This window comes from Pseudonocardia xinjiangensis (genome assembly GCF_012911925.1).
Taxonomy (GTDB): Bacteria; Actinomycetota; Actinomycetes; order Mycobacteriales; family Pseudonocardiaceae; genus Pseudonocardia; species Pseudonocardia xinjiangensis.
Genome location: NZ_JAAXKY010000013.1, coordinates 41,201 through 67,264, shown reverse-complemented (window position 1 = coordinate 67,264; position 26,064 = coordinate 41,201). Strand labels below are relative to the sequence as shown.

General features: G+C 70.3%; 26 protein-coding genes. 14 read left to right on the top strand and 12 right to left on the bottom strand.

What is annotated here, in order from left to right; genetic code table 11:
• Positions 1 to 9 precede the first annotated feature (9 nt).
• Positions 10 to 519, bottom strand: a complete 510-nt coding sequence (locus HF577_RS06815) for a CGNR zinc finger domain-containing protein (RefSeq protein WP_169394875.1) — start codon at positions 517 to 519, stop codon at positions 10 to 12.
• Between the two features lie 100 nt (positions 520 to 619).
• Between HF577_RS06815 and HF577_RS06810 the strand changes: the two genes are divergently transcribed.
• On the top strand, positions 620 to 1,504 hold the full coding sequence (locus HF577_RS06810) for an alpha/beta fold hydrolase (protein WP_169394874.1): 885 nt from the start codon (positions 620 to 622) through the stop codon (positions 1,502 to 1,504).
• A 48-nt stretch (positions 1,505 to 1,552) separates the two neighbouring features.
• Here the strand turns inward: HF577_RS06810 and HF577_RS39120 are convergent, their stop codons facing one another.
• On the bottom strand, positions 1,553 to 1,675 hold the full coding sequence (locus tag HF577_RS39120; RefSeq protein ID WP_281359674.1) for a hypothetical protein: 123 nt from the start codon (positions 1,673 to 1,675) through the stop codon (positions 1,553 to 1,555).
• Between the two features lie 87 nt (positions 1,676 to 1,762).
• Between HF577_RS39120 and HF577_RS06805 the strand changes: the two genes are divergently transcribed.
• From HF577_RS06805 to HF577_RS06795, 3 genes are all read left to right on the top strand, one after another.
• On the top strand, positions 1,763 to 2,410 hold the full coding sequence (locus HF577_RS06805) for an isochorismatase family protein (RefSeq protein WP_169394873.1): 648 nt from the start codon (positions 1,763 to 1,765) through the stop codon (positions 2,408 to 2,410).
• 66 nt (positions 2,411 to 2,476) lie between these two features.
• A complete protein-coding gene (locus tag HF577_RS06800; RefSeq protein ID WP_169394872.1) occupies positions 2,477 to 3,274 on the top strand; it encodes a methyltransferase domain-containing protein in 798 nt (265 codons plus the stop codon).
• A 167-nt stretch (positions 3,275 to 3,441) separates the two neighbouring features.
• Positions 3,442 to 4,239, top strand: coding sequence for a S1 family peptidase (locus tag HF577_RS06795; protein ID WP_169394871.1), 798 nt, complete (start codon positions 3,442 to 3,444; stop codon positions 4,237 to 4,239).
• Positions 4,240 to 4,281: 42 nt separating this feature from the next.
• Here the strand turns inward: HF577_RS06795 and HF577_RS06790 are convergent, their stop codons facing one another.
• Positions 4,282 to 6,213: a vWA domain-containing protein gene (locus tag HF577_RS06790; RefSeq protein ID WP_169394870.1), complete on the bottom strand. Its 1,932-nt coding sequence runs from the start codon at positions 6,211 to 6,213 to the stop codon at positions 4,282 to 4,284.
• 368 nt (positions 6,214 to 6,581) lie between these two features.
• Between HF577_RS06790 and HF577_RS06785 the strand changes: the two genes are divergently transcribed.
• Positions 6,582 to 6,995: a nuclear transport factor 2 family protein gene (locus HF577_RS06785; RefSeq protein WP_211173891.1), complete on the top strand. Its 414-nt coding sequence runs from the start codon at positions 6,582 to 6,584 to the stop codon at positions 6,993 to 6,995.
• On the opposite strand, the gene HF577_RS06780 is transcribed toward HF577_RS06785, so the two are convergent.
• The gene (locus HF577_RS06780; RefSeq protein WP_169394868.1) at positions 6,904 to 9,417 is read right to left on the bottom strand and encodes an NACHT domain-containing protein; all 2,514 of its coding nucleotides are present in this window, start codon (positions 9,415 to 9,417) and stop codon (positions 6,904 to 6,906) included. The two genes, HF577_RS06785 and HF577_RS06780, sit on opposite strands and share 92 nt — an antisense overlap.
• Before the next feature lie 287 nt (positions 9,418 to 9,704).
• Between HF577_RS06780 and HF577_RS06775 the strand changes: the two genes are divergently transcribed.
• Complete coding sequence (locus HF577_RS06775; protein ID WP_169394867.1) at positions 9,705 to 10,478, top strand: hypothetical protein; 774 nt, start codon at positions 9,705 to 9,707, stop codon at positions 10,476 to 10,478.
• Between the two features lie 57 nt (positions 10,479 to 10,535).
• Here HF577_RS06775 and HF577_RS06770 read toward each other — a convergent pair whose 3' ends face one another.
• A complete protein-coding gene (locus tag HF577_RS06770; protein ID WP_312858977.1) occupies positions 10,536 to 12,398 on the bottom strand; it encodes a glycoside hydrolase family 2 protein in 1,863 nt (620 codons plus the stop codon).
• A gap of 42 nt (positions 12,399 to 12,440) precedes the next feature.
• Positions 12,441 to 13,055 carry a dihydrofolate reductase family protein gene (locus tag HF577_RS06765; protein ID WP_169394866.1) on the bottom strand — a complete coding sequence of 205 codons (615 nt, stop codon included), beginning with the start codon at positions 13,053 to 13,055 and terminating at the stop codon, positions 12,441 to 12,443.
• Positions 13,056 to 13,354: 299 nt separating this feature from the next.
• Here HF577_RS06765 and HF577_RS06760 point away from each other — a divergent pair, with 299 nt between their 5' ends.
• The 4 genes from HF577_RS06760 to HF577_RS06745 all read left to right on the top strand — a co-directional run bounded on the left by HF577_RS06760 (position 13,355) and on the right by HF577_RS06745 (position 17,246).
• Complete coding sequence (locus HF577_RS06760; protein WP_169394865.1) at positions 13,355 to 14,197, top strand: alpha/beta fold hydrolase; 843 nt, start codon at positions 13,355 to 13,357, stop codon at positions 14,195 to 14,197.
• Positions 14,198 to 14,276: 79 nt separating this feature from the next.
• Positions 14,277 to 14,900, top strand: a complete 624-nt coding sequence (locus tag HF577_RS06755; RefSeq protein WP_246265946.1) for a TetR/AcrR family transcriptional regulator — start codon at positions 14,277 to 14,279, stop codon at positions 14,898 to 14,900.
• A 67-nt stretch (positions 14,901 to 14,967) separates the two neighbouring features.
• Positions 14,968 to 16,854: a GMC family oxidoreductase gene (locus HF577_RS06750; protein ID WP_211173890.1), complete on the top strand. Its 1,887-nt coding sequence runs from the start codon at positions 14,968 to 14,970 to the stop codon at positions 16,852 to 16,854.
• A 38-nt stretch (positions 16,855 to 16,892) separates the two neighbouring features.
• Positions 16,893 to 17,246, top strand: coding sequence for a hypothetical protein (locus HF577_RS06745; RefSeq protein WP_169394864.1), 354 nt, complete (start codon positions 16,893 to 16,895; stop codon positions 17,244 to 17,246).
• Between the two features lie 4 nt (positions 17,247 to 17,250).
• Here HF577_RS06745 and HF577_RS06740 read toward each other — a convergent pair whose 3' ends face one another.
• The gene (locus HF577_RS06740; RefSeq protein ID WP_169394863.1) at positions 17,251 to 18,381 is read right to left on the bottom strand and encodes a winged helix DNA-binding domain-containing protein; all 1,131 of its coding nucleotides are present in this window, start codon (positions 18,379 to 18,381) and stop codon (positions 17,251 to 17,253) included.
• A gap of 69 nt (positions 18,382 to 18,450) precedes the next feature.
• Between HF577_RS06740 and HF577_RS06735 the strand changes: the two genes are divergently transcribed.
• Entirely contained in the window at positions 18,451 to 19,173 is a 723-nt protein-coding gene (locus HF577_RS06735) for a transporter substrate-binding domain-containing protein (protein ID WP_169394862.1), read from the top strand.
• A 22-nt stretch (positions 19,174 to 19,195) separates the two neighbouring features.
• Here the strand turns inward: HF577_RS06735 and HF577_RS06730 are convergent, their stop codons facing one another.
• Positions 19,196 to 19,993: an AraC family transcriptional regulator gene (locus HF577_RS06730; protein WP_169394861.1), complete on the bottom strand. Its 798-nt coding sequence runs from the start codon at positions 19,991 to 19,993 to the stop codon at positions 19,196 to 19,198.
• A 103-nt stretch (positions 19,994 to 20,096) separates the two neighbouring features.
• Between HF577_RS06730 and HF577_RS06725 the strand changes: the two genes are divergently transcribed.
• The 3 genes from HF577_RS06725 (at position 20,097) to HF577_RS06715 (ending at position 21,716) form a co-directional block, all read left to right on the top strand.
• The gene (locus HF577_RS06725) at positions 20,097 to 20,972 is read left to right on the top strand and encodes a phytanoyl-CoA dioxygenase family protein (RefSeq protein ID WP_211173889.1); all 876 of its coding nucleotides are present in this window, start codon (positions 20,097 to 20,099) and stop codon (positions 20,970 to 20,972) included.
• The gene (locus HF577_RS06720) at positions 20,969 to 21,253 is read left to right on the top strand and encodes a hypothetical protein (protein WP_211173888.1); all 285 of its coding nucleotides are present in this window, start codon (positions 20,969 to 20,971) and stop codon (positions 21,251 to 21,253) included. The genes HF577_RS06725 and HF577_RS06720 overlap by 4 nt, the downstream gene beginning before the upstream one ends.
• 130 nt (positions 21,254 to 21,383) lie before the next feature.
• Positions 21,384 to 21,716: a hypothetical protein gene (locus HF577_RS06715; protein WP_169394860.1), complete on the top strand. Its 333-nt coding sequence runs from the start codon at positions 21,384 to 21,386 to the stop codon at positions 21,714 to 21,716.
• Between the two features lie 24 nt (positions 21,717 to 21,740).
• Here HF577_RS06715 and HF577_RS06710 read toward each other — a convergent pair whose 3' ends face one another.
• The 4 genes from HF577_RS06710 to HF577_RS06690 all read right to left on the bottom strand — a co-directional run bounded on the left by HF577_RS06710 (position 21,741) and on the right by HF577_RS06690 (position 25,875).
• On the bottom strand, positions 21,741 to 22,628 hold the full coding sequence (locus HF577_RS06710) for an intradiol ring-cleavage dioxygenase (protein WP_169394859.1): 888 nt from the start codon (positions 22,626 to 22,628) through the stop codon (positions 21,741 to 21,743).
• Positions 22,625 to 23,725 (bottom strand): maleylacetate reductase, encoded by a 1,101-nt coding sequence (locus HF577_RS06705; RefSeq protein ID WP_169394858.1) that lies wholly within the window; start codon positions 23,723 to 23,725, stop codon positions 22,625 to 22,627. Before HF577_RS06705 ends, HF577_RS06710 begins: the two co-directional genes overlap by 4 nt.
• Positions 23,726 to 23,729: 4 nt before the next feature.
• Complete coding sequence (locus HF577_RS06695; RefSeq protein ID WP_211173887.1) at positions 23,730 to 25,022, bottom strand: NAD(P)-binding domain-containing protein; 1,293 nt, start codon at positions 25,020 to 25,022, stop codon at positions 23,730 to 23,732.
• Positions 25,023 to 25,131: 109 nt separating this feature from the next.
• Positions 25,132 to 25,875, bottom strand: coding sequence for a helix-turn-helix domain-containing protein (locus tag HF577_RS06690; RefSeq protein ID WP_211173886.1), 744 nt, complete (start codon positions 25,873 to 25,875; stop codon positions 25,132 to 25,134).
• Positions 25,876 to 26,064: the final 189 nt, after the last annotated feature.

Below are 26,064 nucleotides of genomic sequence, written 5' to 3'. Positions count from 1 at the left end.
GCGCAGGGCTCAGTCCGTGGGTCGGGTGCGCTGGTAATGACGCCGCGCCTTCAGCCGGTTCCCGCAGGTCTTCATCGAGCACCATCGGGCCGTGTTCGGCCTGCTGCGGTCGAGCAGGAACAGCCGGCACTCGTCGTTGGCACACGCCCGCAGGCGGCCGGGCATCTCCTCCTGGACCCGGCCCCATGCCAGGAGGGCGCGCGCGGCCGGGCGCCGGGTCTCCTCGACGTCGAGGGACCAGGCGAGCCCGTTCGGTGTGACCTCCGGGCGCAGGCGCACGCCGGCGAGCAGCGGCGTCAGCGCGTCCGCCGGCTCCGTGCCCCGGACGACGGCCTGCAAGCCGTCGCGGACCTGCCGCAGGTGGGACACCTCCTCGGCCGACCCGACCCCGCCGTGTGCGCGCGCCCATGCCTCCCCGCCGGTGGTCAGCAGGTCGAGCTGCCCGCCGTCGGCGACCGGAGTGCTGTTGAGCAGGTCCAGGAGCAGGACCTCGTCCTCGGGTGCCGCTACGTCCGACATGGCGCCATACTAACCATATTGGCAAGCTTGACAAGTTAGCTGTCGCAGTGTCTGATGGCGCCGTCCCTCTAACCGGTCAAGTCAGTGAATGGAGTTAGTCATGGTCGAGGTTCACCACCGCACGGTGACCGTGGACGGGCAGCGGGTCTTCTACCGGGAGGCCGGCCCGGTGGGCGCCCCGGTCGTGCTGCTCCTGCACGGCTTCCCGACCAGCTCACGCATGTTCCGCCAGCTGATTCCGGCACTCGCCGACCGCTACCACGTCATCGCCCCGGACCACATCGGGTTCGGGCAGTCCGCCACCCCGACACCCGCCGAGTTCGACTACACCTTCGATGCCCTCACCGACATCACCCAGGGCCTGCTCGACCAGCTGGGGGTCGACCGGTTCGCGATGTACGTGCAGGACTACGGCGCGCCCATCGGCTGGCGCCTGGCGCTGCGGCGCCCCGCCGCGGTGCAGGCGATCATCAGCCAGAACGGCAACGCCTACGACGACGGCTTCGTCCCGTCCTTCTGGGCCGGCGTGTGGGCCTACACCCAGGCGCCCGGCCCCGACACCGAAGGTGGGGTCCGCGGGGCGCTCGACCTCGAGGCCATCCGCTGGCAGTACGTCACCGGGGTGCGCGAGCCTGACCTCCTCGACCCCGACACCTGGACCCTCGACCACGCCGAGGTGAGCCGTCCGGGCAACGACGAGATCCAGCTCGCCCTGTTCCGCGACTACGCCACCAACCCGCCGCTCTACCCCGCCGTCCATGAGTACTTCCGCACCAGCCAGGTCCCCCTGCTGGCGATCTGGGGTTCGGGCGACGAGATCTTCGGCCCGGCCGGCGCCACGGCCTTCGCCCGCGACCTCCCCGATGCGGAGATCCACCTCATCGACGGCGGCCACTTCCTGCTGGAAAGCGCGCTCGACACCGCCGTCGGATACATTCGAGGATTCCTCGGCCGAACCATGGCCTCGGCCGGCTGCGCTGCCTGAACGATATCCGTGACAAGTTGATCGTCGCCGTCCCGTCCTGATGTTCGATCAGGCGCGGTTGTTCGAGATGTCGGTTCGATCAGCGGTGTCGACCGCGGCATCACCGGACCCCGCCGTCGCCGTGTTGCCGGTCTGGGCGAGCCCGGTTCTCTCCACCTGGACCGCGACCATCGGCGTCGAGTGCTCGACGCCAACTTTTCCGGCGCGTAGCGTCAACTGTCATTCCGATCCTGGCAGAAGATCTTAGGAGTAGCGAAGATGGACATCCGGAAGGGCGATACTGCGGTGGTGTTCATCGACCCGCAGAACGACGTTCTGAGCGAGGACGGAGCAAACTGGGGGGCGGTCGGCGCGAGCGTCACCGAGAACAAGACGGTCGAGAACATGGAGCGGACGTTCGAGGTGGCCAAGTCTCGTGGATATGAGGTGTTCATCTCACCTCACTATTTCTACCCCACCGACAGTGGCTGGCTGATGAACGGGCCACTCGAGACCGCTGAGTTCGAGACCCATACATTCGCCCGGAGCGGGCCGCTCGATCTGACGGGTTTCTCGAACTCCGGCGCGGACTGGCTGGATCGCTTCAAGCGCTATATCGACGATGGTAAGACGATCGTGGCCAGTCCGCACAAGGTGTTCGGACCGCAGACCAACGACGTGATCCTGCAACTGCGCAAGCGAGGGATCGGCAAGATCCTCCTTGGAGGCATGTTGGCCAACATGTGCGTCGAATCCCATATGCGCGAGTTCATCGAGCAGGGCTTCGAGGTTGCCATGCTCAAGGATGCGACCGCTGGGCCCCGGCATCCGGTCTGGGGTGACGGCTATGAAGCCGCGATCGTCAACTACCGGTTCTTCGCCCATGAGGTGCTGTCCACCGATGAAGCGGTCGATCGCATGCGCTGAGGGCGGAGAGCTCAGCTCGATCCAGGCGCTGTGGCCGGCCGCCCTGGGGAGAGAAACAATCTGCCCGTGGGCGCGGATGAGGGCTACCTGTTGAGCAACCAGCAGACCCAGGCCGGCGCGCGGTTGGAGGCGTTGGCGACCCTGTTCGATCCGTCCACCTTCCGCCACCTGCGCGATCTGGGCGTCGGCGCCGGCTGGCGGTGCTGGGAGGTCGGTGCCGGCGGCAGGTCGGTCCCGCACTGGCTGGCCGAGCAGGTCGGTCCCACCGGCATGGTCGTGGCCACCGACATCGACACCTCCTGGCTGGGCGGCCCCGCGACCGACCAGGTGCTCGTGCTCCGCCATGACGTCGGCACCGAGGACCCGCCGGCGACCGACCTCGACCTCGTGCACGCCCGGCTGGTGCTGACCCACGTTCCTCACCGACAGGCCGCCCTCACCTCGATGGTTGCCGCCCTGCGCCCGGGTGGCCGGCTCCTCCTGGAGGAGGCCGACCCCGGCCTGCAGCCGCTGATCTGCCCCGACGACCACGGCCCGGCACAACAGCTGGCCAACCGGCTCCGCACCGGCTTCCGGACGTTGATGGCCGGCCGTGATGCCGACCTGACCTACGGCCGCACCCTGCCCCGGCTACTGCGTGACCACGGACTGGTCGACGTCGCCGCCGATGCCTACTTCCCGATCACCGCACCGGCCTGCACCGCGCTCGAGCGCGCCACCGTGGAGCAGATCCGCGACCGGCTGATCAGTGCGGGCATCGCCACCGCCGCCGAGATCGACCAGCACCTCGACAACATCGACACCGGACGCGTCCCCGACCTCGCCACCTCACCCATGGTCTCGGCCTGGGGTCGCAAGCCCTGAACGCCACCGCCGACACGGTCGTACGGCCTGGCATGATCCACCGGCGATCATGCGGCCGACACCGGCTTCACCTCTCGACGCGCGGACTCGATCCATCGTGACCACAGATCCGCCGCGCACGCTCCCCGACAGCGCGACGGGGCCACTGAACCGGGAAGGAACCTGTCTTGTCCTTGAGGAAGTACGTGGCCGCGCTCGCCGTGGCCGGAGCGGCGGCCGCCGCGGTGATCGTGACCACCACCGTTCCGGCCTTTGCGATCGCGCACGGCGAGGACGCGCCCGAGGGCGCCTACCCCTTCGTCGCCGTGCTCTCCATGCCGAAGATCGTCCGCGCCGACGGCACCGAGTACAGCAGCGCGTGCTCCGGCGCGTTGATCGCTCCGAAGTGGGTCGTCACCGCGGGCCACTGCGCCCACGACGGCGACCGCACCCGGGTCAGCGGCCCGCCTCGCTACCCGATCACGGTGACGCTGGGGCGGGACACGTTGTCGGGCTCCGGGGGAACGACCGTCGAGGTCGTCGACATCGTCCAGCACCCGGGGGTCGACGTCGCGCTCGCCGAGCTGGCGAAACCGGTCGAGTCGATCGAGCCGCTCGCGATCCGGACAGAACGGCCGGAGTCGGGGGACGCCGTCCGGCTGGCAGGCTGGGGTTCGGCGGACGGTGTCGCCGACCTGACCCACCGGCCCGACCAGCTGCAGACCGCGGAGTTCGTCGTCACCCGCGTCACCGACGCCGAGCTGTTCATCGAGGCGACCGGCCCGCACCTGCTGACCAGCGCCTGCGCCTTCGACTCCGGGGCGCCGTTCTTCACCCAGGTCGACGGGGAGCCGGAGCTCGTCGCCACGGAGATCTCCGGGCCTACCTGCCCCCACAGCTCCGAGGAGACGACGGCCCGGGCGGACGTGCTCACGGACTGGATCAGCGAGCACGTCGCCGGCACGTCGGCGCCTGCGGAGGACTGAGCTGGGGGGACCCGCCTCGGACCCTCCGGACGGCGCCGACCGTCACTGACCCCGTGGTGGCTGGTGGTCGGACGAATCGGAGCCCGCCCTCCGGAGCCGTCGGAGGGCGAATGCGCCGCCCACCAGCGCCGCGACGAGCACGGCGCCGGCGGCGATCCACCCCACGGGCGAGATCGCGAGGTGGGTGGCGGTGTCGACGGGCGCGGCAACCGGTTCCTGCGGCGCAGCGGGAGCCGGGGACCGGTTCTCGCCGAATGGTCCCGCCGCTGCGTCGCCGGAGGCGGGGTCGTAGCGGGGGCCGGGTTCGGCGGTTCCGGTGACGGAGACGTCCAACCGCACGGGAACGGGAGCGGCGGAGCGGGTGTCGTCGGCGACGGGGCCGACCTGAACGGCGATGTAGTACCAGCCTGCGACGCTCTGCGTGCGTACCGTGGTCGCGTCGGCGGCCCTGTTGTTGTAGCGCACCGGGGCTGTGGAGATCGTCGGCAGCGTGAAGTCCTTGCCGGTGTAGACCATGCGTTCCGAGGCGATCTCCTCCCGGAACGGGGTGTAGAGCGTCGTCGACAGCGGTGAGATGTTGGCGAGGCCGGAGCCGGGTGTCTCGCCGAAGTGCACGCGGTAGGCGAGGCCCTGGCCCCACTGCAGCTTCACGCGGTAGAAGACGAACTCGCTGCGTTGAAGCGCGTCGGTGTAGGTGCCGGAGGCGTCGAGGGTGCCTGCCACGTTGAAGGATCCGCCGCCGACCACCGGCGTGCCCGGGCCGGTGGCCGCAACCAGCTCTGCGGGCGGCAGGACGGCGACGGGCCCCGTGTCGACCGCTGCGGGCTCGACGCCGACGAGCAACTCGATCGGCATGCGCTCCGGGACACCGACGGACACCGTGTGCCATTCGACGGCGAAGTAGTAGCGCCCGCCGCCCTGGCACCGGTCGTCGCCGGACCCGTTGCGGACCTCGGTCGCCCCGTTCCACGTCGAGGCGACCGTCAGGGCCTCCCCGTCACTGGAACGCAGGGACTGCGCCACCTCGGACTTGAGGCAGTCGGAACCGTCGATGCCGTGCACGTCCAGGTGCAGCGCGTTGTTGTCGTCGGTCCGCGGAACGTCGCGCAGCGGCGGGTAGGAGACGGTCGCGCTGACGTAGGCGGTGGCTCCCTGCGGCACGTCGACGGCGTAGAAGCGCTTCTCCTTCTGGCCGATGGTGTCGAGGTACTGCCCCGGCAGCGCCACCGGCGCGGTGTCGTAACCAGGGCTTCCGGTGATGGGGCTACCCGCCGGCTGGTAGTTGCGCAACGCGGTGGCGGTGACCCGGGGCAGCACCCGCTGCAGCGTCTCGGCGTCGGGTGCGTCGCTGTAGGTGCCGCCGGTCGCCTGGGCGACGCAGCTCAGCTGGGCGCGGGCGACGCGGTCGACGCCGAACCCGACGGTGTGCACGACGAGGTCCACGCCCTGCCCGGCGAGTGTCCGCACGACCTCGCACGGCTGCGGGGGTGCGCACGTGTCCTCGCCGTCGGAGACGAGCACGATCGAGCGGGGGCCTTCTTGGGGCAGGGACTCCGCCGCCACCTGCAGTGCCCGTCCGATGGGAGTGAAGCCTCGCGGGGTGAGGCCGTCGACGGCTGCACCGAGAGCCGCCTTGTCGATCGGGCCGGCCTCGCGCAGGACCGTCACGTCCCGGCAGCCCTGTTCGCGTTCGGCGGTGGAGTTGCCGGTGGAGGTGCCGTAGGCGGCGAGCCCGACCGATGCGCCGGCCGGGGTGGCGTCCACGAGCGTGTGGACGGCCCGCTTGGCGGCCTCCATCTTGGTACCGCCGGAAGGATCCGCGCCCGTCATCGAGCCCGACGCGTCGAGCACGAGCATCGTCGGCGCGAGCTGGGCCTGGCCAGGCGACTCCTGAGCAAGGACGCCCGGCACCGGCACGAGGAGACAGAGCCCCACGGTCAGCGCTGCGAGCATGATCTGGGTCGACTTCGTCATCGCGTCTTGTTCGCCGTTCGGGGTTCACCGGTCGTCGTTCGCCGGTCGCCGCTAGTGGTCGAGTTTCGTAAGGTTTGGGTGAATTGATCATCGTGACCGTATCGGCCTCGCCTGCGGGGCGAGCGGGAGGGCGCCGGCAGAGGTCATGGCAAACGTGGGAGGCGAGCCGGGCGCCCTTCGGCGGGCGCCGGGCTCCGTGCCGACCGGGCGCCGACGCGGGGAGATCGGGCCCGCCGCAGTCGGAGCTGCCGACCGGCCCCGAGCCCGCCGCGCGCGGGCAGCCTCGTACCATCCACGCTCCGGTCGGGCTACGCTCGCGTCCTCGCCGGGTGGCAATCCATTGCGACTCGATGTAGCAGGGGATGTTCGTGGAGTTGTCCAAGGTTCACATCGATCAGGTCGTCGCCGAGTACCTGCGCGCGTGGGCCGAACAGGATCCGGACCTGATCCCGGGGATCTTCACCGAGGACGCGACCTACCAGGAGGGCGGCTACGCGGAGCCCATGCTCGGTGTCGCGAGCATCCGCAGCTACTGGCAGAAGAAGGTCGTCGAGTCGCAGGACAACATCACGTGCAGACACCTCCTGACCTCGGTGGATCAGGAGACAGGTCGTGTGACGGTCAAGTGGGAGGCCGAGTTCGACGATCGCGACGACAGCTTCCGCAAGCGCATCATGGAGGTCGCGCTCCTCACGTTCGAGGACGGACGGATCTCCTCGCTGGAGGAGTACTGGACGTCGCAGAAGATCCGGCCTCTTGATCAGCGGCAACTGCCGGGTTGACCGTCCGGGTGGTCCGCCCGAGGTAGGACTGCAGTTCCCGGTGCCGGAAGTAGAGCAATGGTCCTTCGTTCCGCATCAGGTTCGCATTGACCAGCGCGTCGAGGAACGTCTGGTGCTGCAACGGATACCGGCGGCCCAGACAGAGCAGCCACATGTGGGCGATGAAATACGTCGGCCAGGCCGTGAAGAAACACGCCACGATCACGCCCATGGTGAGTCCGTACAGGATTCCCTGAGCTGGTTCGAGAGAGAAGCCGGGCGAGTTGACGGCATGGATGACCGCCAGCGGCCCGGTCAGGTAGCTGATGGCGATCGCGATCGTTCCCGTGGCCGCGGTCGCAAGGCTTACGATGCTCAGGAGTGCGACGATCCGATCGCTTCTGAGCGGGGCCCCCTCCACCGACGACGGCGACGATCCCTCCAGCGGACTGCCGGCAGCGAGCGGCAGGCTGAGCCATTTGACGAGTCCGCCGATCAGGCCGACCGGGACCCCGATGGTGAGACCGAAGAAGTACATCAGGCTGAGGCCGTACTCCTGGCCGTACCGGATTGTGCCGCCGATGCCTCCGCCCACCCCGATCAGGCTCGCCGGCAGTACGGCGGCGAGGATCGGCCAGATCGGTGAGGTGATGCGCGGGGCGGGGGTCAGCCGGATTCGTGAGGCCCGCATCTGGGTGCGTGGGCGCTCGATGAGCAGGCGTGCGGCGATGACGGCGATGCCGATGCCGAACAGGACGCCGATGACGATGTCCGGCGGGCTCCGGTACTGGTCCTGGAGGCCCGTGACCTGGCTCACCACCGAGACGACCAGGGCGGTGACCGCGGCGATCCCGACGGCCGTCAGCGCGGCAACCGTCGGCCTGTCGACCACCAACCGTTCCTTCAGCAGCAGGACCAGCCCGATCGCCACGGCCAGCTGCGTCGCATCAGCCACGGCCTGGACCGGCGGATGGACCAGCACGGCGAGGATGAACACCTCGACCCAGGCGATCGGTGCCGCGACGGCGACGTGACGCAGGCCGACCGGGTAGCCCCGGAGAATCCCCAGGATCGCGCCGGTGCCTGCGCCGATCGCGAGTCCACGGGTGAGCCCGACGGGCATGACGATCGCCAGGAGATATGCCGGCGCGATCAGGCTCGCGGCCATTGCTGCCAGCGCTGCTCGCGGTATCGCGTCGCCCACCCGCCACCACGCGTACGAGACGTAGTTCCTACGCTCCATGTCCCGCGCCATGTACATCAACCAGTACAGGGCCCGGGGCTTCTGCAGGATCGGTGCCCTGGTGAAGGCCCGATCCACCTCGGCCGCCAGCAGGCGCTCCTTCAGGCCCCTCTCGCCGCCCTGCTCGGCGGTGTCCAGCAACTCGTGCGCGGTGACGTTCTCGTCGATGATCGCGTTGTACGCCGAGCGCAGGTACAGCGGTGTCCGCAGCACCCTCACGATCGCCGAGCGATGCGCCGCGCGACCGGATCGGATCGCCGCGCGGAGTGCGTCGAGACCGCCGTCTGCCTGGTCCCGCGCCGAGAGCGCCCCGAGATAGCGCCGGACGTCGTCCCGTGTCGATCGGCACAGACGCAGCTTCGCCGTGTTGCGCAGCCGCACTCTCTCGTAGATGTGGTCCCGGGCCAGGATGCAGAGACGCTGGCGCTCCGGGAAGAACTCCTCGATCCGCTGGAGGGCACCTGTGACGTCGCTGCCGTCGGCGATCTCGTCGAGGCTGTCGAGCACGAACACGAACTGTTCAGAGTTGGTGAGCGTCCGCGCGATCCCGTCCGGACCACGACGGAAGGACCGCAGGATCGGGTAGGTGGTCTCGAGCCGGCGGTTGAGCCAGTCCTCGAAGGAGTCCCGGCGGGCATCCCAGGAGTTGAGCGACAAGCAGAGGGGGACGAGGTCGCCGCGCTTCGTGAAGTAGCGCTCGATCAGTCCGAGCGTGAGGGCGACCGCGAGCGTGGACTTCCCGGTGCCCTCCTCGCCGAAGATGACGACCCGGCGGACGTCGGACCGGTAGACCACAGCCGCACACGACCGGCGCATGTCCTCGAGGTTCCACAGTGGCGACTTCGCCGGGGTCGCCAGGAACGCGGAGACCTCGCCGTGCCTCGCGTCGAGCCCGGAGATGATCTTCACCCGGAGCGGTATGAACGACGTGTCGCTCAGGCCGCGCTTCCGCTCCTGCTCCTTCCAGACGTCGCGGACCTCCTCCGCGATCTTCCGGATGCCCTCCTCGATCGTCAGCTTCGGTGACGGGTTGCCGAGTCCACCGAGGGACAGGACGGCGAGGAGGGCGGCGACGACGCTCGAGATCTGGTCGGCGAACTGGAAGTCGAGCGTGACGAGGTTGAACGTGATGACCGACGTGGCGAGGAGAGCCACCAGGAACCGGAAGGGCCCGATGTTCCGGATGTAAGTGGCCAGCACTGATGTCCTTTTGACGGCGCGGCTTCGAGTCGCCAGGTCGGGCGGGGTGGCTGGGGGCTTCGAGACTGGTTTCCCAGCACCCGAGAGCGTCTGGGCAGGGGTGGCACCGACGGCGCCGCACGGTCCCGGCCGCGGTGTGTGTGCCGTTTGCGATCTTGCAGCACTTTGCGTCAGCCGTCTACGCGTACTCCGGGGTCAGGATCACGACGCCGGAACCGCCCGGGAACGCTTGCGCTCCGAACGCGAGTGGCTAAGGTTAGGCGAACCTAAGTTGTGGAGGAGTTCGTGTGATCTCGCCTGCCGCCCCACCGGGCCCCGACCCTGCCGAGCGTGCCCGCACCGTGCTGTCGAACGCCCCCACCTCGGTGATGGAGGTGGGCGCCGACCTCACCGTTGTACTGGATGTCGTCGCGGTCGACACCGATGGTTCCCTCGTGCTGCTGGTGCCGGAGGACGGGCCGCTCGCGGCCCGCGTGGCCGGGCAGGCCGTGCCCGTCACCGTCCGCAGCGCGCTGGTGAGCCCGGTGCCCGGCCCGGACCGGCGGCTCGACTCGGTCACCGTGCACGGCGTCGTCGAGGCCGCCGACGACGTCGGGGTCGCGCTGGAGGTGCTGCTGGCGGCCTACCGGGACCAGCCGGTCGAGACCGTGCTGCGCCCCGACGCGTCCACGCTGCTCCGGGTCTCGGTCGTCCAGCTCCGGCTGGACGGCGAGCCGGTCGATCCCGACGCCTACGCCCATGCCACTGCCGACCCGTTGGCCGCCAGCAGCGACGAGGTGGTCGCGCACCTGTTGTGTGCCCACCCGGAGCAGGTGGTGCAGCTCGCCCACCTGCTCGACCGCGATCTGCTGCAGGGCGTGCACGCGGTGGCGCCGGTCCGCGTCGACCGGTTCGGGATCACGTTTCTCATCGAGGGCCTGGCTGGATCCCGGCTCACCCGGCTGAACTTTCCGGCGGCCCTGCGCGGCCCGGCGGAGCTGCCCGCAGTCATGAGGGAGCTCCATCGCCGGGCCGCGCAGGTGACGGACTGCCCGTTCACCGGCGACACCCGCGGCTCGTGACCGTCGCCGGCGGGAGGTTCTGAACGTGCTGGAAGCCGAACCGCACGGTGGAGCGAATCAGCTCTGTCCGAGTACCGCACCGCGGATCTGCTGGATCGGTGCTTTCGGCTCCCGGTCGGCCGTCAGCAGGCCGTTCGTCTCCTGCATGGTGTCGGTGAGCTGGGTGTAGCAGGAGCCGGCGAGGAAGGTGCTCGCCCTGATCCCGTCGTAGAGGGCGGTGATGCGCGCGATCCAGTCCTCCACATCGGCGGCGGCGGTGTATCCCCAGCCGTTCTCGCGCCGACCGGTGGGCTGGTAGTCGATGCCACCGAACTCGGTGAGCATGACGGGCTGGCCGAGATCCTCGGATCCGTCGAGAAGAATGCGGCGGCCGGCCGGGCCCATGCCCGCGAGCAGGCGCTCTCGAGCGGACTCGTCGGCGTAGGTGCGCGCGAGTACCGCACCGTCTCCCTCGTAGTCGTGCACGGTGATGATGTCGGAGTTCTGCTGCTCCCAACCGTCGTTCGAGACCACGGGTCTGGTGGGGTCGAGGGCCCGGGTGAGGTCGGTCAGCGCCCGGGAGTACGCCTGCTGTGCCCGGTCCTCGCTGATGCGCTGGATTCCCCAGGACTCGTTGAACGGCACCCAGGTGACGATCGACGGGTGCGATGCGTCCCGGTCGACGGCGTCCATCCACTCCCGGGTGAGCCGCTGCACCGCGGTCGCGGAGAACTCGTAGGCGCCGGGGGTCTCGCCCCACACGAGCAGTCCGAGCCGGTCGGCCCAGTACAGGAAGCGAGGGTCCTCGATCTTCTGGTGGATCCGGCACCCTGTGAACCCGAGATCCTTGATGAGCTCGACCTCGCGGCGCAGCGCGGCACGCGACGGTGCGGCGAGGTGGCTGTCCGGCCAGTAGCCCTGGTTCAACACCGACCGGACGTCGTACGGACGTCCGTTGAGCAGGAACGCACCGCGCCCCACCCCGACCGTCCGGATCCCCAGGTACGAGCCCACGGCGTCGACGACGCACCCGCCGGCGTCGTGCATCGAGACGGTGGCGTCGACCAGCCGCGGGTGCTCCGGTGACCAGGTGAGCTCGTCCTCGGCCTGCCCGTTGCGCTGGCGCCGTACCGGCACCGGCACCTGGACGGAGGTGGCACCCTCGGCCACGTCGACGTCGATCGTGGCGAGGTCCTCGTCCCGCTCGTCGAACCGCAGCGCCACCCGCAGGCGCGTGCCGGCAGCGACCCGCCCGCGAAGCCGGACGGTCAGATCGACGCCTGTCAGGCCGGCCGGGAGCCACTGCACGTGCTCGATGCTCGTGGCCGGCACCGCTTCCAGCCACACGGTCTGCCAGATTCCGGTGGTGCGCCGGTACCAGATCGCATGTGCGTCCTCGCGCCAGTCCTGCTTGCCACGCGGCTGCGTGAGGTCGTGCGGGTCGTCCTCGGCCCGGACGACGAGGACGTGGCTGTCACCGTCGGCCACGAGCGCGGTCACGTCGAACGTGAAGGGGGTGTGGCCACCCTCGTGCTCGCCGACGAACCTGCCGTCGATCCACACGCGCGCCCGGTAGTCCACCGCGCCGAAGTGCAGCAACACCACTGGTGCTGGCTCGGATCTGCCCGCAGCGGCCAGATCGTCCCCGGTGATCGTGCGGGCGTACCAGACCACGGGGTGGAACCCGGGCTCCGCTATGCCCGACGCCACCGACTCCGGTGGGAAGGGCACCGTGATCTCCCGTGCCTCCGGCAGACCCGTGTGCCACTGCGCGCCGAGGCCGCTGTCCGCGTCGTCGTGCCGGAACGACCAGGTGCCGTCCAGATCCGCCCAGGCACTGCGCATCATCTGGGGCCGGGGGTAGGTGCCGTCCTGCCGGGAGGCCACGGGGACCTCGGGGCTCGTGACGGTGGACGCGGACGAGTCGGAGGCAACACGCACGGGGCGCACCCTAGGCGTCGTGGACGCAGACGTGGACGGCTGCTACTTCCCGTCGGGCACGTGGTTCTTGACCTCGTCGTAGCCGGCGGGGGCGGGCTCCTTGGCGGGGGAGTAGATCACCCGGATGACCCCCGTCGGGAACGTCTCCGTCGCGGTCACCGCCAGGTGGTAGGGCGCGTCACCGTCGTCGAAGAGCCTGCGGCCCTTGCGTGCTGCTACCGGATGCACCAGCAGGCGGAGCTCGTCGACCAGCCCGGCGGCGAGCAGTTGCTGCACGACCGAGATCGAGCCGGGAATGAGGATGCCCCGGACGTCGGGGGCGCCCTTGAGCGCGGTGACGGCCTCGACGAGGGGGCCGTCGATCAGTTCGGAGTTGCGCCAGGAGAACTCGAGGGGCTGGCGCGAGACGACGACCTTGCGCGTGTCCCCGAGCTGCTTGGCGAAGGGTGCGTCGTCCCCGCCGGCGTTCTCGCGGTCGGGCCATGCTCCGGCGAAGCTGTCGTAGGTCTCGCGGCCGATGAGCAGCACGTCGGCGGTGTCGTAGTCCTCGCTGACAGCGCGGCCCATGTTCTCGTCGAAGTACGGGAAGTGCCAGTCGGGGTCGATCTCGGCGACGCCGTCGGCCGCGATGAACAGGGTGGAGATGACCTTCGCCATCGGAGTTCCCTTCCGGTCGGTTGATGTTCGACGGGTAGACCGACGGCGGCGCCGGAACTCATCTGTCCGGCGCGACGTCCTCCCGTCGCCGAACGCGCAGCGGCTCATGATCGCGACTGAACCAGTGCGCGCTCACACCCCCGGGCCTTCTTTGGGGGTCCTTGACCTCCTCGGGGGAGCGGCAATATATTGCATATCGCACCTGCGCCGGCCCCGCTTGTGAACGGCCGGCGCGAGGCACGTCTCCTGTCCCGACCTCTGGCGGTCGAGGGCGCCCTCTCACACCAGGAGGAACTGGCATGGGCTACATCACGGTCGGAACCGAGAACACCACCGACATCGAGATCTACTACGAGGACCACGGCTCCGGGCAGCCGGTCGTGCTGGTCCACGGCTACCCGCTCGACGGGCAAAGCTGGGAGCTGCAGGCGCGGGCGCTCCTGGAGGCCGGCTACCGGGTCATCACCTACGACCGCCGCGGCTTCGGCCGTTCCAGCAAGGTCGGCAGCGGCTATGACTACGACACCTTCGCGGCCGACCTGGACACCGTGCTGGTCGCGCTGGACCTGCACGACGTCGTCCTCGTGGGCTTCTCGATGGGCACCGGTGAGCTCGCGCGCTACGTCCGGAACCACGGGCACGAGCGGATCGGAAAGCTCGCGTTCCTGGCGTCGATCGAACCGTTCCTGCTGCAGACCGACAACAATCCCGGTGGCCTGCCCAGGGGGAACTACGAAGCCGCCATCGCGGCCGCGCGCGCCGACCGGTTCGCGTTCTTCACCCAGTTCTACAAGGACTTCTACAACCTGGACGAGACCCTGGGCGCGCTCGTGAGCGAGGACGTGGTGCGCGCGAACTGGAACACCGCCACCACCTCGGCTCCGGTTGCGGCGTGGGCGGTGATCCCCGCCTGGATCGAGGACTTCCGCCCCGACGTCGAGGCGGTGCGGGCCTCGGGGAAGCCTGCACTGATCGTCCACGGCACGAAGGACAACCTCCTCCCGATCGACGTGACCGGGCGCCCCTTCCACGCGGCGTTCCCCGAAGCCGACTACCAGGAGATCGAGGGCGCGCCGCATGGCCTGCTCTGGACCCATGCCTCCGAGGTCAACGACGCGCTCATCGAGTTCGTCGCGAAGTAGGCGGACGCGGCACGTGGCCGGCCCCGGCGGAATAACGGGCTTCTCGGCGGAACTTCCCAGGGGGAGTTCGACAGGGCGCATGAGAGAGTTGGTCATGGCTGCAGTGGGCAGGCCTCGGCAGTTCGATCTCGAGCGCGCGCTGGATGCCGCGCTGGAGGTCTTCTGGCGGTACGGCTACGAGGGCGCGAGCCTCACCGACCTGACCACGGCCATGGGCATCAACCGGCCGGCTCTCTACGCCGCGTTCGCGAGCAAGAAGGACCTGTTCTTCCGCGCGCTGGACCGCTACTACGCCGTCGACGCGGTCCACACCTTCCAGGCGCTGGACGCGCCGACCGCGCTGGACGTCACCCGGCAGTACCTGCTGCGCAGCGTGGAGCAGCTGACCAACCCGGAGCGTCCGATGGGCTGCTTCGTCCTTCAGGGCGCCTTCGTGTGCGGGCCGGAGAACCACGACATCTCCGAGCACATGGTGGGGCTGCGGCTCGCGGCCGAGAGCGCGCTCCGTCAGCGGTACGAACGGGCGCAGGACGAGGGGGACCTCGCTCCGGACGAGGATCCGGCGTCGCTGGCCCGCTTCATCAGCGTCGTGCGGCACGGTCTCGCCGTGCTCGCGTGCGGCGGCGCGTCGCGCGCGGAGCTCGAGGACTCCGCCCACCGGGCGCTGGGTGGCCTCTCGCTGCGGCTCGCGCGAAGTGCCTGACGGCGGCGTGGCGGAGCCGAGGCAGTTTCCGACCGAACGGTAGGAAATCTACGTCACACTTCCTGGTGTGGCGGGCCGCCGCCGGTCGATACTCCTCACGCCCGACTTCGCATCGATGCGGATGTCGTCAGGGCTGAACGATTCCGCTGCGGCGGGTTCCACTGCCGACAGGTTCACCATCTCCCGGGAACGCGTGGGGGCGCATTCCCGGGTGTCCCAGCTGATGCCATTGCCGGATTTCGATGTCGTGCGCGTCTGCCCGGACGATCGAGGGGTTCGTCCGTCATTCGTGCAGCGTCCGGGCATCAGTCGAGCGTCGACGGTGTCGACGCCATTTCCTGCTCATCACAATCCACGGTTGGAGACTGCCGATATGACAGAAACCGAGACCACGTCGAGCGCGGACGGTGCGGATACGGTCCACGGTTACGACGTCATCGTGTGTGGTGCCGGATCCTCCGGATCTGTCGTCGCGGGCCGCCTGGCACACGACCCGCGGGTGCGCGTGCTCCTGATCGAGGCGGGCGGGAGCGATGACGTCCCCGACGTCATGGAGCCGGCCCGGTGGCCCGCGAACCTGGGCTCGGAGCGGGACTGGGCCTTCGCCGCCCAGCCCAACCCCCATCTGAACGGCCGCGCCATCCCGCTCAACATGGGCAAGGTGCTCGGAGGTGGCTCCAGCATCAATGTGACGGTATGGGCCCGGGGCCACAAGAACGACTGGGAGCACTACGCCGCCGAAGCGGGTGACCCGGCGTGGGGCTACGAGTCGGTCCTGGGGATTTACCGCCGCATCGAGAACTGGCAGGGGCCCGGCGACCCGGTGCGGCGCGGGCAGGGCGGCCCCGTCCATGTCGAACCGGCCACCGACCCGTCACCCGTGGCCCATGCCATGGTCGAGGCCGCCGGATCGTTGGGCCTGCCGGTGTTCGACAGCCCCAACGGGGCGATGATGGAAGGCTCCGGGGGCGCCGCGATCAACGACCTGATCGTCCGGGACGGGCGGCGCTCCTCGATCTTCCGCTCCTACGTGCACCCGCTGCTGGGGCAGCCCAACCTGACGGTCCTGACCGACGCTCTGGTCAGCAAACTGCTCTTCCGGGGCACCACGGTTGTCGGGGTGGAGGTGGTCCAGGGCTCGCAGCGGCAGCGGTATACGGCCGGGCAGGAGGTCATACTCTCGCTGGGCGCGATCAACACGCCGAAGGTCCTCATGCAGTCCGGTATCGGACCCGAGGACGAACTCCGACGCCATGGCATCCCGGTCGTCCAGCACCTTCCGGGCGTGGGTCGCAACCACCAGGACCACGTGTCGTTCGGCTGCATCTTCGAATACCGGGAGCCTCAGCGGGTGGGCAACGGCGGCTCCGAAGCCACCCTGTACTGGAAGAGCGACGACAGCCTCGACCTGCCCGACATGCTGCACTGCCAGGTCGAGTTCCCCGTGCCCAGCGCCGAAACCGCGGCCCTGGGGATACCGGCGCACGGATGGACGATGTTCGCCGGCCTGAGCCACCCGAAGAGCCGGGGCGAGGTGCACCTTTCCGGGCCCGAATCCTGCGATCCTGTGCTGATCGAGGCCAACACGCTGTCGCATCCCGACGACCTGAGCGCAGCCTTCGCCAGTATCGCGCTGTGCCGAGAGCTCGGAAACAGCTCCACCTTCGACACCCTGGTGAAGGCCGAGGCCTTACCGGGCGAGCTCGACGCCCGCGCCCTGGAAACCTACGTGCGCAACGCCGCCGTCACCTACTGGCACCAGTCCTCCACCGCCAAGATGGGACGCGATCCGATGTCGGTGGTCGACGGTGCGTTGCGGGTCTACGGCGTCGACAACCTGCGTATCGCCGACTCCTCGATCATGCCCGACATCACCAGCGGAAACACGATGGCACCGTGCGTCGTCATCGGTGAACGAGCTGCGGAGATGATCCAGACCACCCACGGCATCTAGTGGGCACCGGGGTCCGCGCCGTCGTCGCCGTCGGTCGCGTGCTGAGCGCGGCCCTGCTCGTCGCGATGAGCACGATCCATCTCGTGCTCCTGATGAGGGAAGGGTTCGACATTCCCGTGGTCGGGTCGGCGTTCCTGCTCAGCGCCTTCGGCGGTCTGGTGCTCGCGACGTCGACGCTCCTCGTGCCGCGCCGCTGGCTCACACCGGTGGCGTTGTCCGGGACCTTCTTCACCGGAGGGACCGTCGGCGCGCTCGTGCTCGGGATGGTCGAGCTTCTCGGCGCCGTCGGGTCGCCGCTGGTGTCGGCGGCGCTGCTCATGGAGTCGGTCGGCATCGCCGCACTGACGGTCACTGCTGTGCTCGCGTCACATCGCAGGTTCGGTCCGCGATGATCGGTCAGCCCGGTAGCCGGCGAACCTCCTCGGCCGGGATGCCCTTGGCCCACCAGTGGGCGTAGCGGTTGTAGGGCTGGGGGTCGCGGGCGGCCAGCACGGCCGACAACGCCGCGGCCTCGGCGGCGAGCGCCCGCCACGTCCCCGGATCCAGGGACTCGAACGCGTGCGCCTCGATCCCGCCGGAGTGTGGCCGCCACACCCCGACGACTCGGCCGTCGACGAGCAGGGAGGGCAGCACGTCGCCGTTGCGGCGGTAGATCAGGGGCCGGTAGGCGGCGGGGACGAGGCGGGTGCGGTCGGCGTAGGCGAGCAGGACGTTGTCCCACATGGGCAGCAGGCGCGGCGGCGCGGGCGTGTCCCCGTCCGGTCGCGGCGCGTCCACGACGTCGAAGTAGGGGCCCGCGGCCGGACCGTCCAGCTTCTCCACCGCCACGCCCAGCCCGTCGATCGCCGCCAGCACCTCCGGGCGGCGCAGGGACGTGAACCGGGTGATGTCGCCAGCGGTGGCGGGGCCGAACGCCCCGAGGTAGCGCAGCACCAGCCGCTGCCTCGCCTCGTCGACAGGCACGCCGCCGGCCGATGCGGCGCGGAAGGTCGATGGGCTGCGGTACGCCCACGGCCCGCCCGCCGGGACGTGGTGCAACGGAGCGAACGTGCGCAGCGCCCACCACGCGGCGCGTCCGCGGGTCGCGTCGAGCCGCTCTCCCAGCATCTCCTCGATCGCGGCGCGGTGCCGCGGCTGCTGCGCGAACTCGGCGAGCGCCGGGAGCAGCCCGTCGACGTCGGCCACGGTCAGGCCGCTGTCGGCGAAGCGGCGGTCGCCGTACCGGGACGCACGCAGGATTGCTTCCATCGCCCGGTGCCACGCCGCCCAGTCCTCACCGTGCACGACGTGGAGGGTGATCCGCAGCAAGGTCGCCCGGACCAGCGTCCCGTCGGCGAACGCGGCGTCCAGCGCGTCGGGGTCGAAGTCCGCGACCCGGCTCCAGAGGGCCACGTACGGCGAGGCGGGGTGTTGTGCCTGCACTGCGACGAGGTCGTGCACGGCGTCGCCCACGGGCCGCGCCGACCGGGCGAGCAGGTGCTGCCGGTGCAACGTGGCGCGGTTGAGCCCGCGTTCGGTGAGACGCACGGGAGCACGCTAGTGCGGAGCGCCGCCTGAGCCCCTCACTCCTCGGAGGACGAACCTAGGATCGTCTCCATGAGCATCGTGCCCGCAGCCATCGCGGAGGATCTCGCGCCGACCGGCACCCTGCGGGCGTCGATCAACCTGGGCAACCCGGTGCTGGCGCAGGGCACGCCGGCGGCGCCGACCGGTGTGACGGTCGACATCGCACGCGAGCTGGGCTCGCGCCTGGGGCTTCCGGTGGAGCTGGTCTGTTTCGACGCGGCACGGAAGTCATTCGAGGCCATGGCATCGGGGCAGGCGGACATCTGTTTCCTGGCCATCGAGCCCGTGCGTGAGGCGGAGGTCGCCTTCACCGCGCCGTACGTCGTGATCGAGGGGGTGTTCGTCGTGCCCCGGGACTCGGCCATCTCCTCGACGGCCGACGTCGACAGCGACGGTGTGCGGGTCGGCGTCAACGAGGGGTCGGCCTACGACCTGTTCCTGTCCCGCACCCTCCAGCACGCGAGTGCGGTGCGCGGGGAGGACGGGATCGACGTGTTCCGCGACCGGGGTCTGGAGGTCGCCGCCGGCATCAAGCAGCCGATGGTCGAGTTCGTCAGCAGCCATCCCGAGTTTCGTCTGATCGAGGGCCGGTTCATGGAGATCCGGCAGGCGCTGGGCACGACCAGGACCCGCGGCCCGGAGACGGTCCGGTTCCTCCGGGCCTTCATCGAGGAGCTGAAGGCGAGCGGGTTCGTCGCCGACGCGCTTCGGCGCGCGAACCAGCCGGACTCGATCGTCGCCCCGCCCGCTTAGCCCGCCGATCGGCCGACGGTGGTCAGGCGCCCCCTCGGATCGACCGAGGTGATCGGCCGAGCTCGCGGCGGCACGCCTTGTTGAACGCCTGCAGGTCCGTGATGCCGATGGACGAGGCGATGGCGGGGATGGACATCGTGGTGGCGGTCAGCAGATGGTGCGCCCTGGCCATCCGCCGCCGGCGGATGTAGCCGACCACCGGAACACCGGTCTCGGTCCGGAAGAGCCGGGTGAGGTGGTTGTGCGACACGCCTGCCACGCGGGCGACGTCGGGGACGGTCAGTGGCTGCGCGAGGTTCGCCTCGATGTGGGCGATGGCGGAGGCGACGGCCGGGTGCCTCGCATCGGCGGTGTGCCTCGCGGTGCTCGTGGCCGGCTCCGGGAGCTGGGCGACCCGCCAGAGTGCCGTCCAGACCTCTGCCGCCACGCGCGGTGACGCGCCGGGTGACGCCTCGAGCGCGGAACGGAGGAGGTCCGACAGCCCGGGGGCGGCCGGGCCTGCGTCCTGCACGACGGGCACCGACACGGTCTGGCCGCGCGAGGGGGTGCGGAAGTGGGCGAAGAGGTGCTCCGAGCGGCCCATGTAGTCGAAGCGGACCTCGACCCCCGGCGGAACGAGGCTGACCGAACCGGGACGGACGGGGTAGCTGCGGCCGCCGATGGTCAGCTTCGCCGAGTAGCCGTAGACGTGCAGCTGCCACAGGTCGGGCAGCCGGAAGATGTCGTACAGACTGCGGACGCCGTGCACGCCCACGCCGACGTTCACAGGTCCCGGCGGTTCACCCAGGGGCAGCGCAATGCGCTCTACCCGGGCGATCATGGTGAAAAATTACCACCAGTGGCGAACCAGACCCACGCGCTGCGAGCCAGTGGCTTCCTACGCTCGGTGAACGCGGACCAGTCGCCGGCGGCGAAGGAGAGACATGTCCCGTCCCCACCGCAAACACCTGCTCACCTCCGTACAGATGGCTCGGTTTGTCGCACACGGGTCGTTGCGCATCGACGCCGTCGTGCCGGCGGAGATGAATGCCCTGGCCGTCGACGTGCTGCGGAAGGGAATCCCCGCAGCGCCGTACGGGGCGCCGGTCAACGAGGCGTTCGAGGAAGGGTCGTTCGCCCGGCAACTGCTCGGGCTACCCGAGATCGCCGGGGCGGTCTACAGCCTCGTCGGGCCGGAACCCGCTGTGGACCACCACGCCGTGCACATCCGCAGGGCCCGCGAGGGCACGGCGCAGAACCTGCACGGTGACGCGATCATCGACGTTCGGCCCGATGCGTTCGACGTGCAGCTCATGTACTACCCGCAGGAGGTCACGCTCGACATGGGCGGCACGCTCTCCGTGCCAGGCAGCCATCTTCGGCGCACCAACGAGACCGACACCGGCCGCTACCAGAACCTGCGCGGTCAGAGCCGGCTCACCTGCCCGGCAGGCACTGTCGTCTTCCTCCACCACGGCATCTGGCACGGCGGGCGGCGCAACGACAGTGTCATCGACCGGTACATGTTCAAGATCCGGCTCAACCCGACGGTCCGCCAGTTGCGGCTGTGGAACACCGACGATCTGTACGACCCGGCGGTCGCCGCTGAACTCGGCAGGCAGTTCCCGTGGTACGAGCACGCCACCGGACGGCTGGAGGTCTACAACCGGGTGCGGCTGTGGCAGGCGCTCGTGGGGGACGACAGCTACGACCCGGACTACTGGGTCACCCGGGTCACCAACCGGCCCACCCGCGTGGTGGCGCAGCGCAGTCTCAACCCGCACGCCCGCCGGCCCACCGCGATGGGAGAGCCGGCATGACCAGTACCCAGCGGACGGACCTGCGTCAGCAGGTGCTGGTGCTCTATCTGTCGTCCTCGGCGCTGGACTCGGCCGTGGTCGGCTGGTCGGTCTACGACGGCACCGGCCGGACGAACCCGACCACGGGCGACAGCGACACGCCACCGTACGAGACCGGGCTCGACGCGCTGCGGGACGGCTGGCGCCTGATCCAGGCGGCGCAGCTCCTGCCTCCCCAGCCGGGGCACGAGTACGACGTCTCCTTTCTGAAGCACGAGTTCTTCTTCGAGAAGCTCGCGTGACCTCCACGGCCGACCGCGTCTCGCAGCCCTCCCCAGCCCGCGGTAAGCGACCGGGCAGCCGATGATGCATCGACGCGACATCGGATGTATTGACTGATCGAGCTGCGCGATCGACCGCTACCGGCCCGACGTGCTCTGGAACGACATCGAGTGGCCCGACTTCGGCAAGCACAGCGGTCCGCTGGTGCACGGCTCGCGCCCGCTGGACCGCGTCGTCGCCGATCCCGCCGACACACCCTGGGTTCGCTGGACCCGCACGGGCACCGGGATCTGGGCCGTGGTCGACGCGCCCGGGGATGGCGCCGTGACGCTGCCTGGCCGCGCCGACCACCTCGATCTCGCGTCGGCCGCCCTCGCCGACGGCACGCCGGTGCCCGCCAGTGCGGACGGCGGCGGTGTCACGGTGGAACTGCCCGTCCGGGCGGCGGAGATGCCTACGGCGGTGGGGTGCGCCGCTCCCTGAGGGCCCGGGCAACGCGCCCTCTCGTCATCCCTCGTGGTCGGGGGCGAGCACGATGTCGAACCGGATCCGCGCCCACGGCTCGGTGCGGGTGGTGCCGTCGGGGGCGTCGCCCGGGCCTTCCCGGACCACGTCGACGACGAGGGAGTCCTTCACGCCGAAGACCGCGTCGTGGTCGAGGTGCTCGTCGCCGGCTACGAAGACGTGGGTGATCAGCGTCCGGTGCCCGGGCGCGGCGACCTTGAAGTGCAGGTGGGCCGGACGCATGGGGGACCGGCCCGCGGCGGTGAGCAGGTCGCCGACGGGGCCGTCGGCCGGGATCGGATATGGGGCGGGCACCACCGACCAGAAGCGGTAACGACCCTTGTCGTCCGACCGCAGCCACCCGCGGCCGGCGATGCGGTCCCCGTCGTACTGGACGTCGTAGAAGCCGTCGTCGTCGGCCTCCCACACGTCGATCCGGGCGCCGCGGACCGGGGTGCCGTCCGTGCTGCGGACGGTGCCCTCCACCAGGCAGGGCGTGCCGCTCGCGCCGGCCGCGATGTCGCCGCCGAAGGGGATCTCCGGGGCGGCGTCGACGAAGAACGGGCCGTAGACGGTGGACTCCGTGGCACCTGCGGTGGCCGGGGCGTTGATCGCGACCGTGAGCATGGACAGGCCCAGCACGTCGGAGAGCAGGATGAACTCCTGGCGACGCTCGTCGGTGATGTGGCCGGTGCGGGTGAGGAACTCGATGCCCGCCTCCCACTCCGCCTGGGTGAGCCGGACGTCGCGGGCGAAGGCGTGCAGGTGCCGGACGAGGCTCTGCATGACCTCGCGCAGCCGCGGCGAGGCGGTGGTGTCGAAGCTCGCGACGACCTTGTCGGTGACGGCCCGTTCCTGCTGGGCGGCGTCGGACTCGGCGGAGATGCTCATGTCTGTCCCTGGTGGGTCGCGGTGGCGTCCGGGCCCGGCGGTGAGCCGGCCCAGGCCGCGTGGATGAGTGCCCGGAGTGCGGGCCGGTCGACGCGGCGCGGGTTGTCCGCCGGCACGGTGGGGGCGACGAGGTCGGTTGCCTCGTCCACCTGGCTCTCGAGCATCCCGAGCTCACGCAGCCCGGCCGGGATCCCGAGCCGCCGGGAGAGCTCGGCCAGGCCGGTCACCGCGTCGGCCCGGCCGAGGGCCCGAGCGATCCGGTCGGCCGCGTCCGGGGCGGCGGGGGCGTTGAACGCGAGGACGTGCGGCAGCACGATCGCGTGGGTCCGGGCGTGTGGGAGGTCGAACGCCCCGCCCAGTGCGTGGCAGATCTTGTGGTGCAGGCCGGAGCCGGCCACCGCGAAGGCGGAGCCGGCCAGGTAGGCGCCGTACAGGAGGTCCGCCCGCCCGTCCGCGCCGCCGGGCTCGTCGAGGACGGCGGGCAGGCCCCGGCCGAGTGCGCGGATGCCCTCCTCGGCCATGAGCGTCGAGATGGGGTTGCGCCGCGGCGCCCAGAACGCCTCGACGCAGTGCGCCATGGCGTTGAGCCCGCTGGCCATCGACAGGTCGACCGGCAGCGTGAGGGTGAGCTCGGGGTCGTAGACGACACAGCGGGGCAGCACCCGCTGGTCCACGCCCGTGGTCTTGCGCGCCCCTTCCGTCATCCCCCAGACCGGCGTGACCTCCGAGCCCGCGTAGGTGGTGGGAACGGCCACGATCGGCAGGCCGGTGGTCAGCGCGACCGCCTTCGCCGTGCCCGTGGTGGACCCGCCACCGACGCTGAGCAGCAGGTCGGCGCCTGCCGCGGTGGCCAGTTCCCGCGCGTCCGCGGCGACCTCGGTGGGCACGTGGGGGCGCACCGCCGTGAAGGTGGCGGCGATCCGCTCCGCGAACGGCGCGGCGAGCGAGCGGGCGAGCGGCTCCTCCTGCTCCGAGGCGATCAGCAGGACCCGCGCGGCGTCGAAGCGGGCCACCTCGTCGGCGAGTGCGGTGCGGGCCGTGCCCGCGCCGAACACGACCCGGCCCGCCACGGCGTCGTAGGTGAACTGCTCGCGCATCGGCTCAGCTCCTGGGGACGACCGTGGGCTGGTAGCCGAGGAGCTTCCAGTCGCCTCCGGAGCGGACCCACACGGCGAGGCAGCGGTTGGCCAGGGTCTTCTGCACACCGCCCGCGGTGAGGTCGGCGTTCATCTCGCCCACGACGATGGCCGTGTCGCCGACGACGGTGATCCGGTCGACCGGGTGGTCGATGCGGTGGTAGTCGTAGAAACCCGCACGGCATTTCTCCAGGTAGGACTCCAGCGTGTCGGTGTCGCCCGTGGAGTGCGTGTAGGCCAGGTCGGGGTGGGCGAGCTTCGCGAAGCCGTCGAAGTCGCCGGCGACGATCGCGTCGTAGCGCCGGTCCTCCAGCTCGCGGATCTGTTCGACGTCGTCGTTCATGGCGTTCGTTCCTTCCGGGTTCGACGGCCGTTCGGAGGCGTTGAGCAGCCGGAGCGCGGCGAGCACCTGGGCCATGTCCTCCTCGCCCAGCCCCGCGGCCGTGGCCTGGTCGAGCACGCCGACCACGGCCTCCGAGCCCGGGAGCGTCAGCCGCTGCTCGGCGGCCAGGTCGAGGGCGAGGCTGACGTCCTTGTGGATGAGGGAGACCGGCGCCGACACCGCGATCTCGGCAGGGGAGAGGAAGGCATCGGACTTGTACCCGACGTACGGCGCTCCCGCCGCGCTCGTGCTCAGCACCTCGTAGAACACCGCGGTGTCGAGGCCGCCTGCCTCGGCGAGCAGCATGCCCTCGGCCACCCCCTGGTTGAGGGCGGCGAGCACGGCGTTGACGGCGAGCTTCGCGGTGGAGCCGGAGCCGACGGGGCCCGTGTGGTACTGCATCTTCGTCATCGCCGCCAGCACGGGGCCGACCCGGGCGAACTGCTCCTCGGTGCCCCCGACCATCGTCGTGATCTGCGCGGCGTCGGCGAGGCTCACGCTTCCGGAGACCGGGGCGTCGACGACCTGCACCCCCCGCTCGGCCGCGGCCGCGGCGACCTCCCGGACCAGCGTCGGCCCGACCGTCCCCATGATCACGTGGAGGTGCCCGTCCTGAACGCCGGCGGCGCAGAGCCCGTCGCGACCGGTCACGAGCTCGCGCGTGGTGGCGCCGTCGGGCAGCATGCTGATCGTCATCGGGGCGGCGGCGAGATCCGCCACGGACCGGACGAGACGCACGCCGTCGGGCGCGAGGCCCTGATCGTCGGCACTCGCGGCGAGCACCGGGTCGTAGGCGAGCACCTCATGGCCGGCGCGCGCGAGGTTGCGCGCCATCGGCCTGCCCATTCTTCCGAGACCGGCGAAACCGATCAGCACAGGGATCCCCTTCGCGAGCTCGCTCGTTAACAGCGGTGTTCACCGATAATGAACGGGCCGTCGGCGGCGTGTCAACAGCACCGCGCAGGCGCCTCGCGCAGGCGGTACCTCAGTACCCCGTCTGGTTGCGGCCGTGGACGAACCAGACGGCCTCGACCGGGACGTCACCGTTGTTGGTGAGCCGGTGGGGGGTGGAGGAGTCGAACGAGATCGCGTCGCCGGGCCCGACCCGGTAGGTGTCGAACCCGAGCGAGACGTCCAGCGTGCCGCTGATGATGTACCCGTACTCGGCGCCGGAGTGCCGGGTGAGCTGCTCGCCGGGAACCGAGCTGCCGCCCACCTCGTAGCGCACGCGCAGAAAGTCCACGCCGAAGTCCTGGGCGGCCGAGAGCTGGTCCCAGGTGACCCCGGAGTCCAGCACGAGCCTGCGGCGGTCGGTCGGCCGTACCACCGGGCTCGAGACGTTCGGGCCCGGTTCGTTCAGCTTGGCGAATGCGCCGTGGTAGCTGTGCGTGGCGTGGTCACCGGCGGGCCCGGACGCAGCGTCGGACCGGGGCGGCTCCGCCGCGCCGGCGCTGCTGAACAGTTCGTCGAGCGAGAGGTCGAGCGCGTTGCAGATCGCGTACAGCGTGGCGACCGACGGGCGGGACTTGCCGTTCTCGATCTGCGACACGAGCGAGGCGGAGACCCCGAGATCGCGCGCGAACTGACGCAACGACAGGCCGGCGGCGAGCCGCCTGGCCCGCAGCTGTGCGCCCACTCCGGCGATGTCGTGCCGGTCGGCGCCCTCGCCGCCCGACCGCTGCCGGCGCGGCGCATCGGAGGCTGCCGGGGAACCGCTGGTCGCTGTCACGGACGCACCTCTGATCGGGGAATCGGCAGGTCGGGGACCAACCGATCGTTCAGCATATTAGAACACCCGGCCTGATGAAAACCGTCACTGCGACGCGCCCAGTGCGTGTGTTCAGAGATACTGGACAGACGCGGTGGCACCTGCTGTTCCGCCGCCGCGTCGAACCCTTGTCACACTCACCGGAAGGCG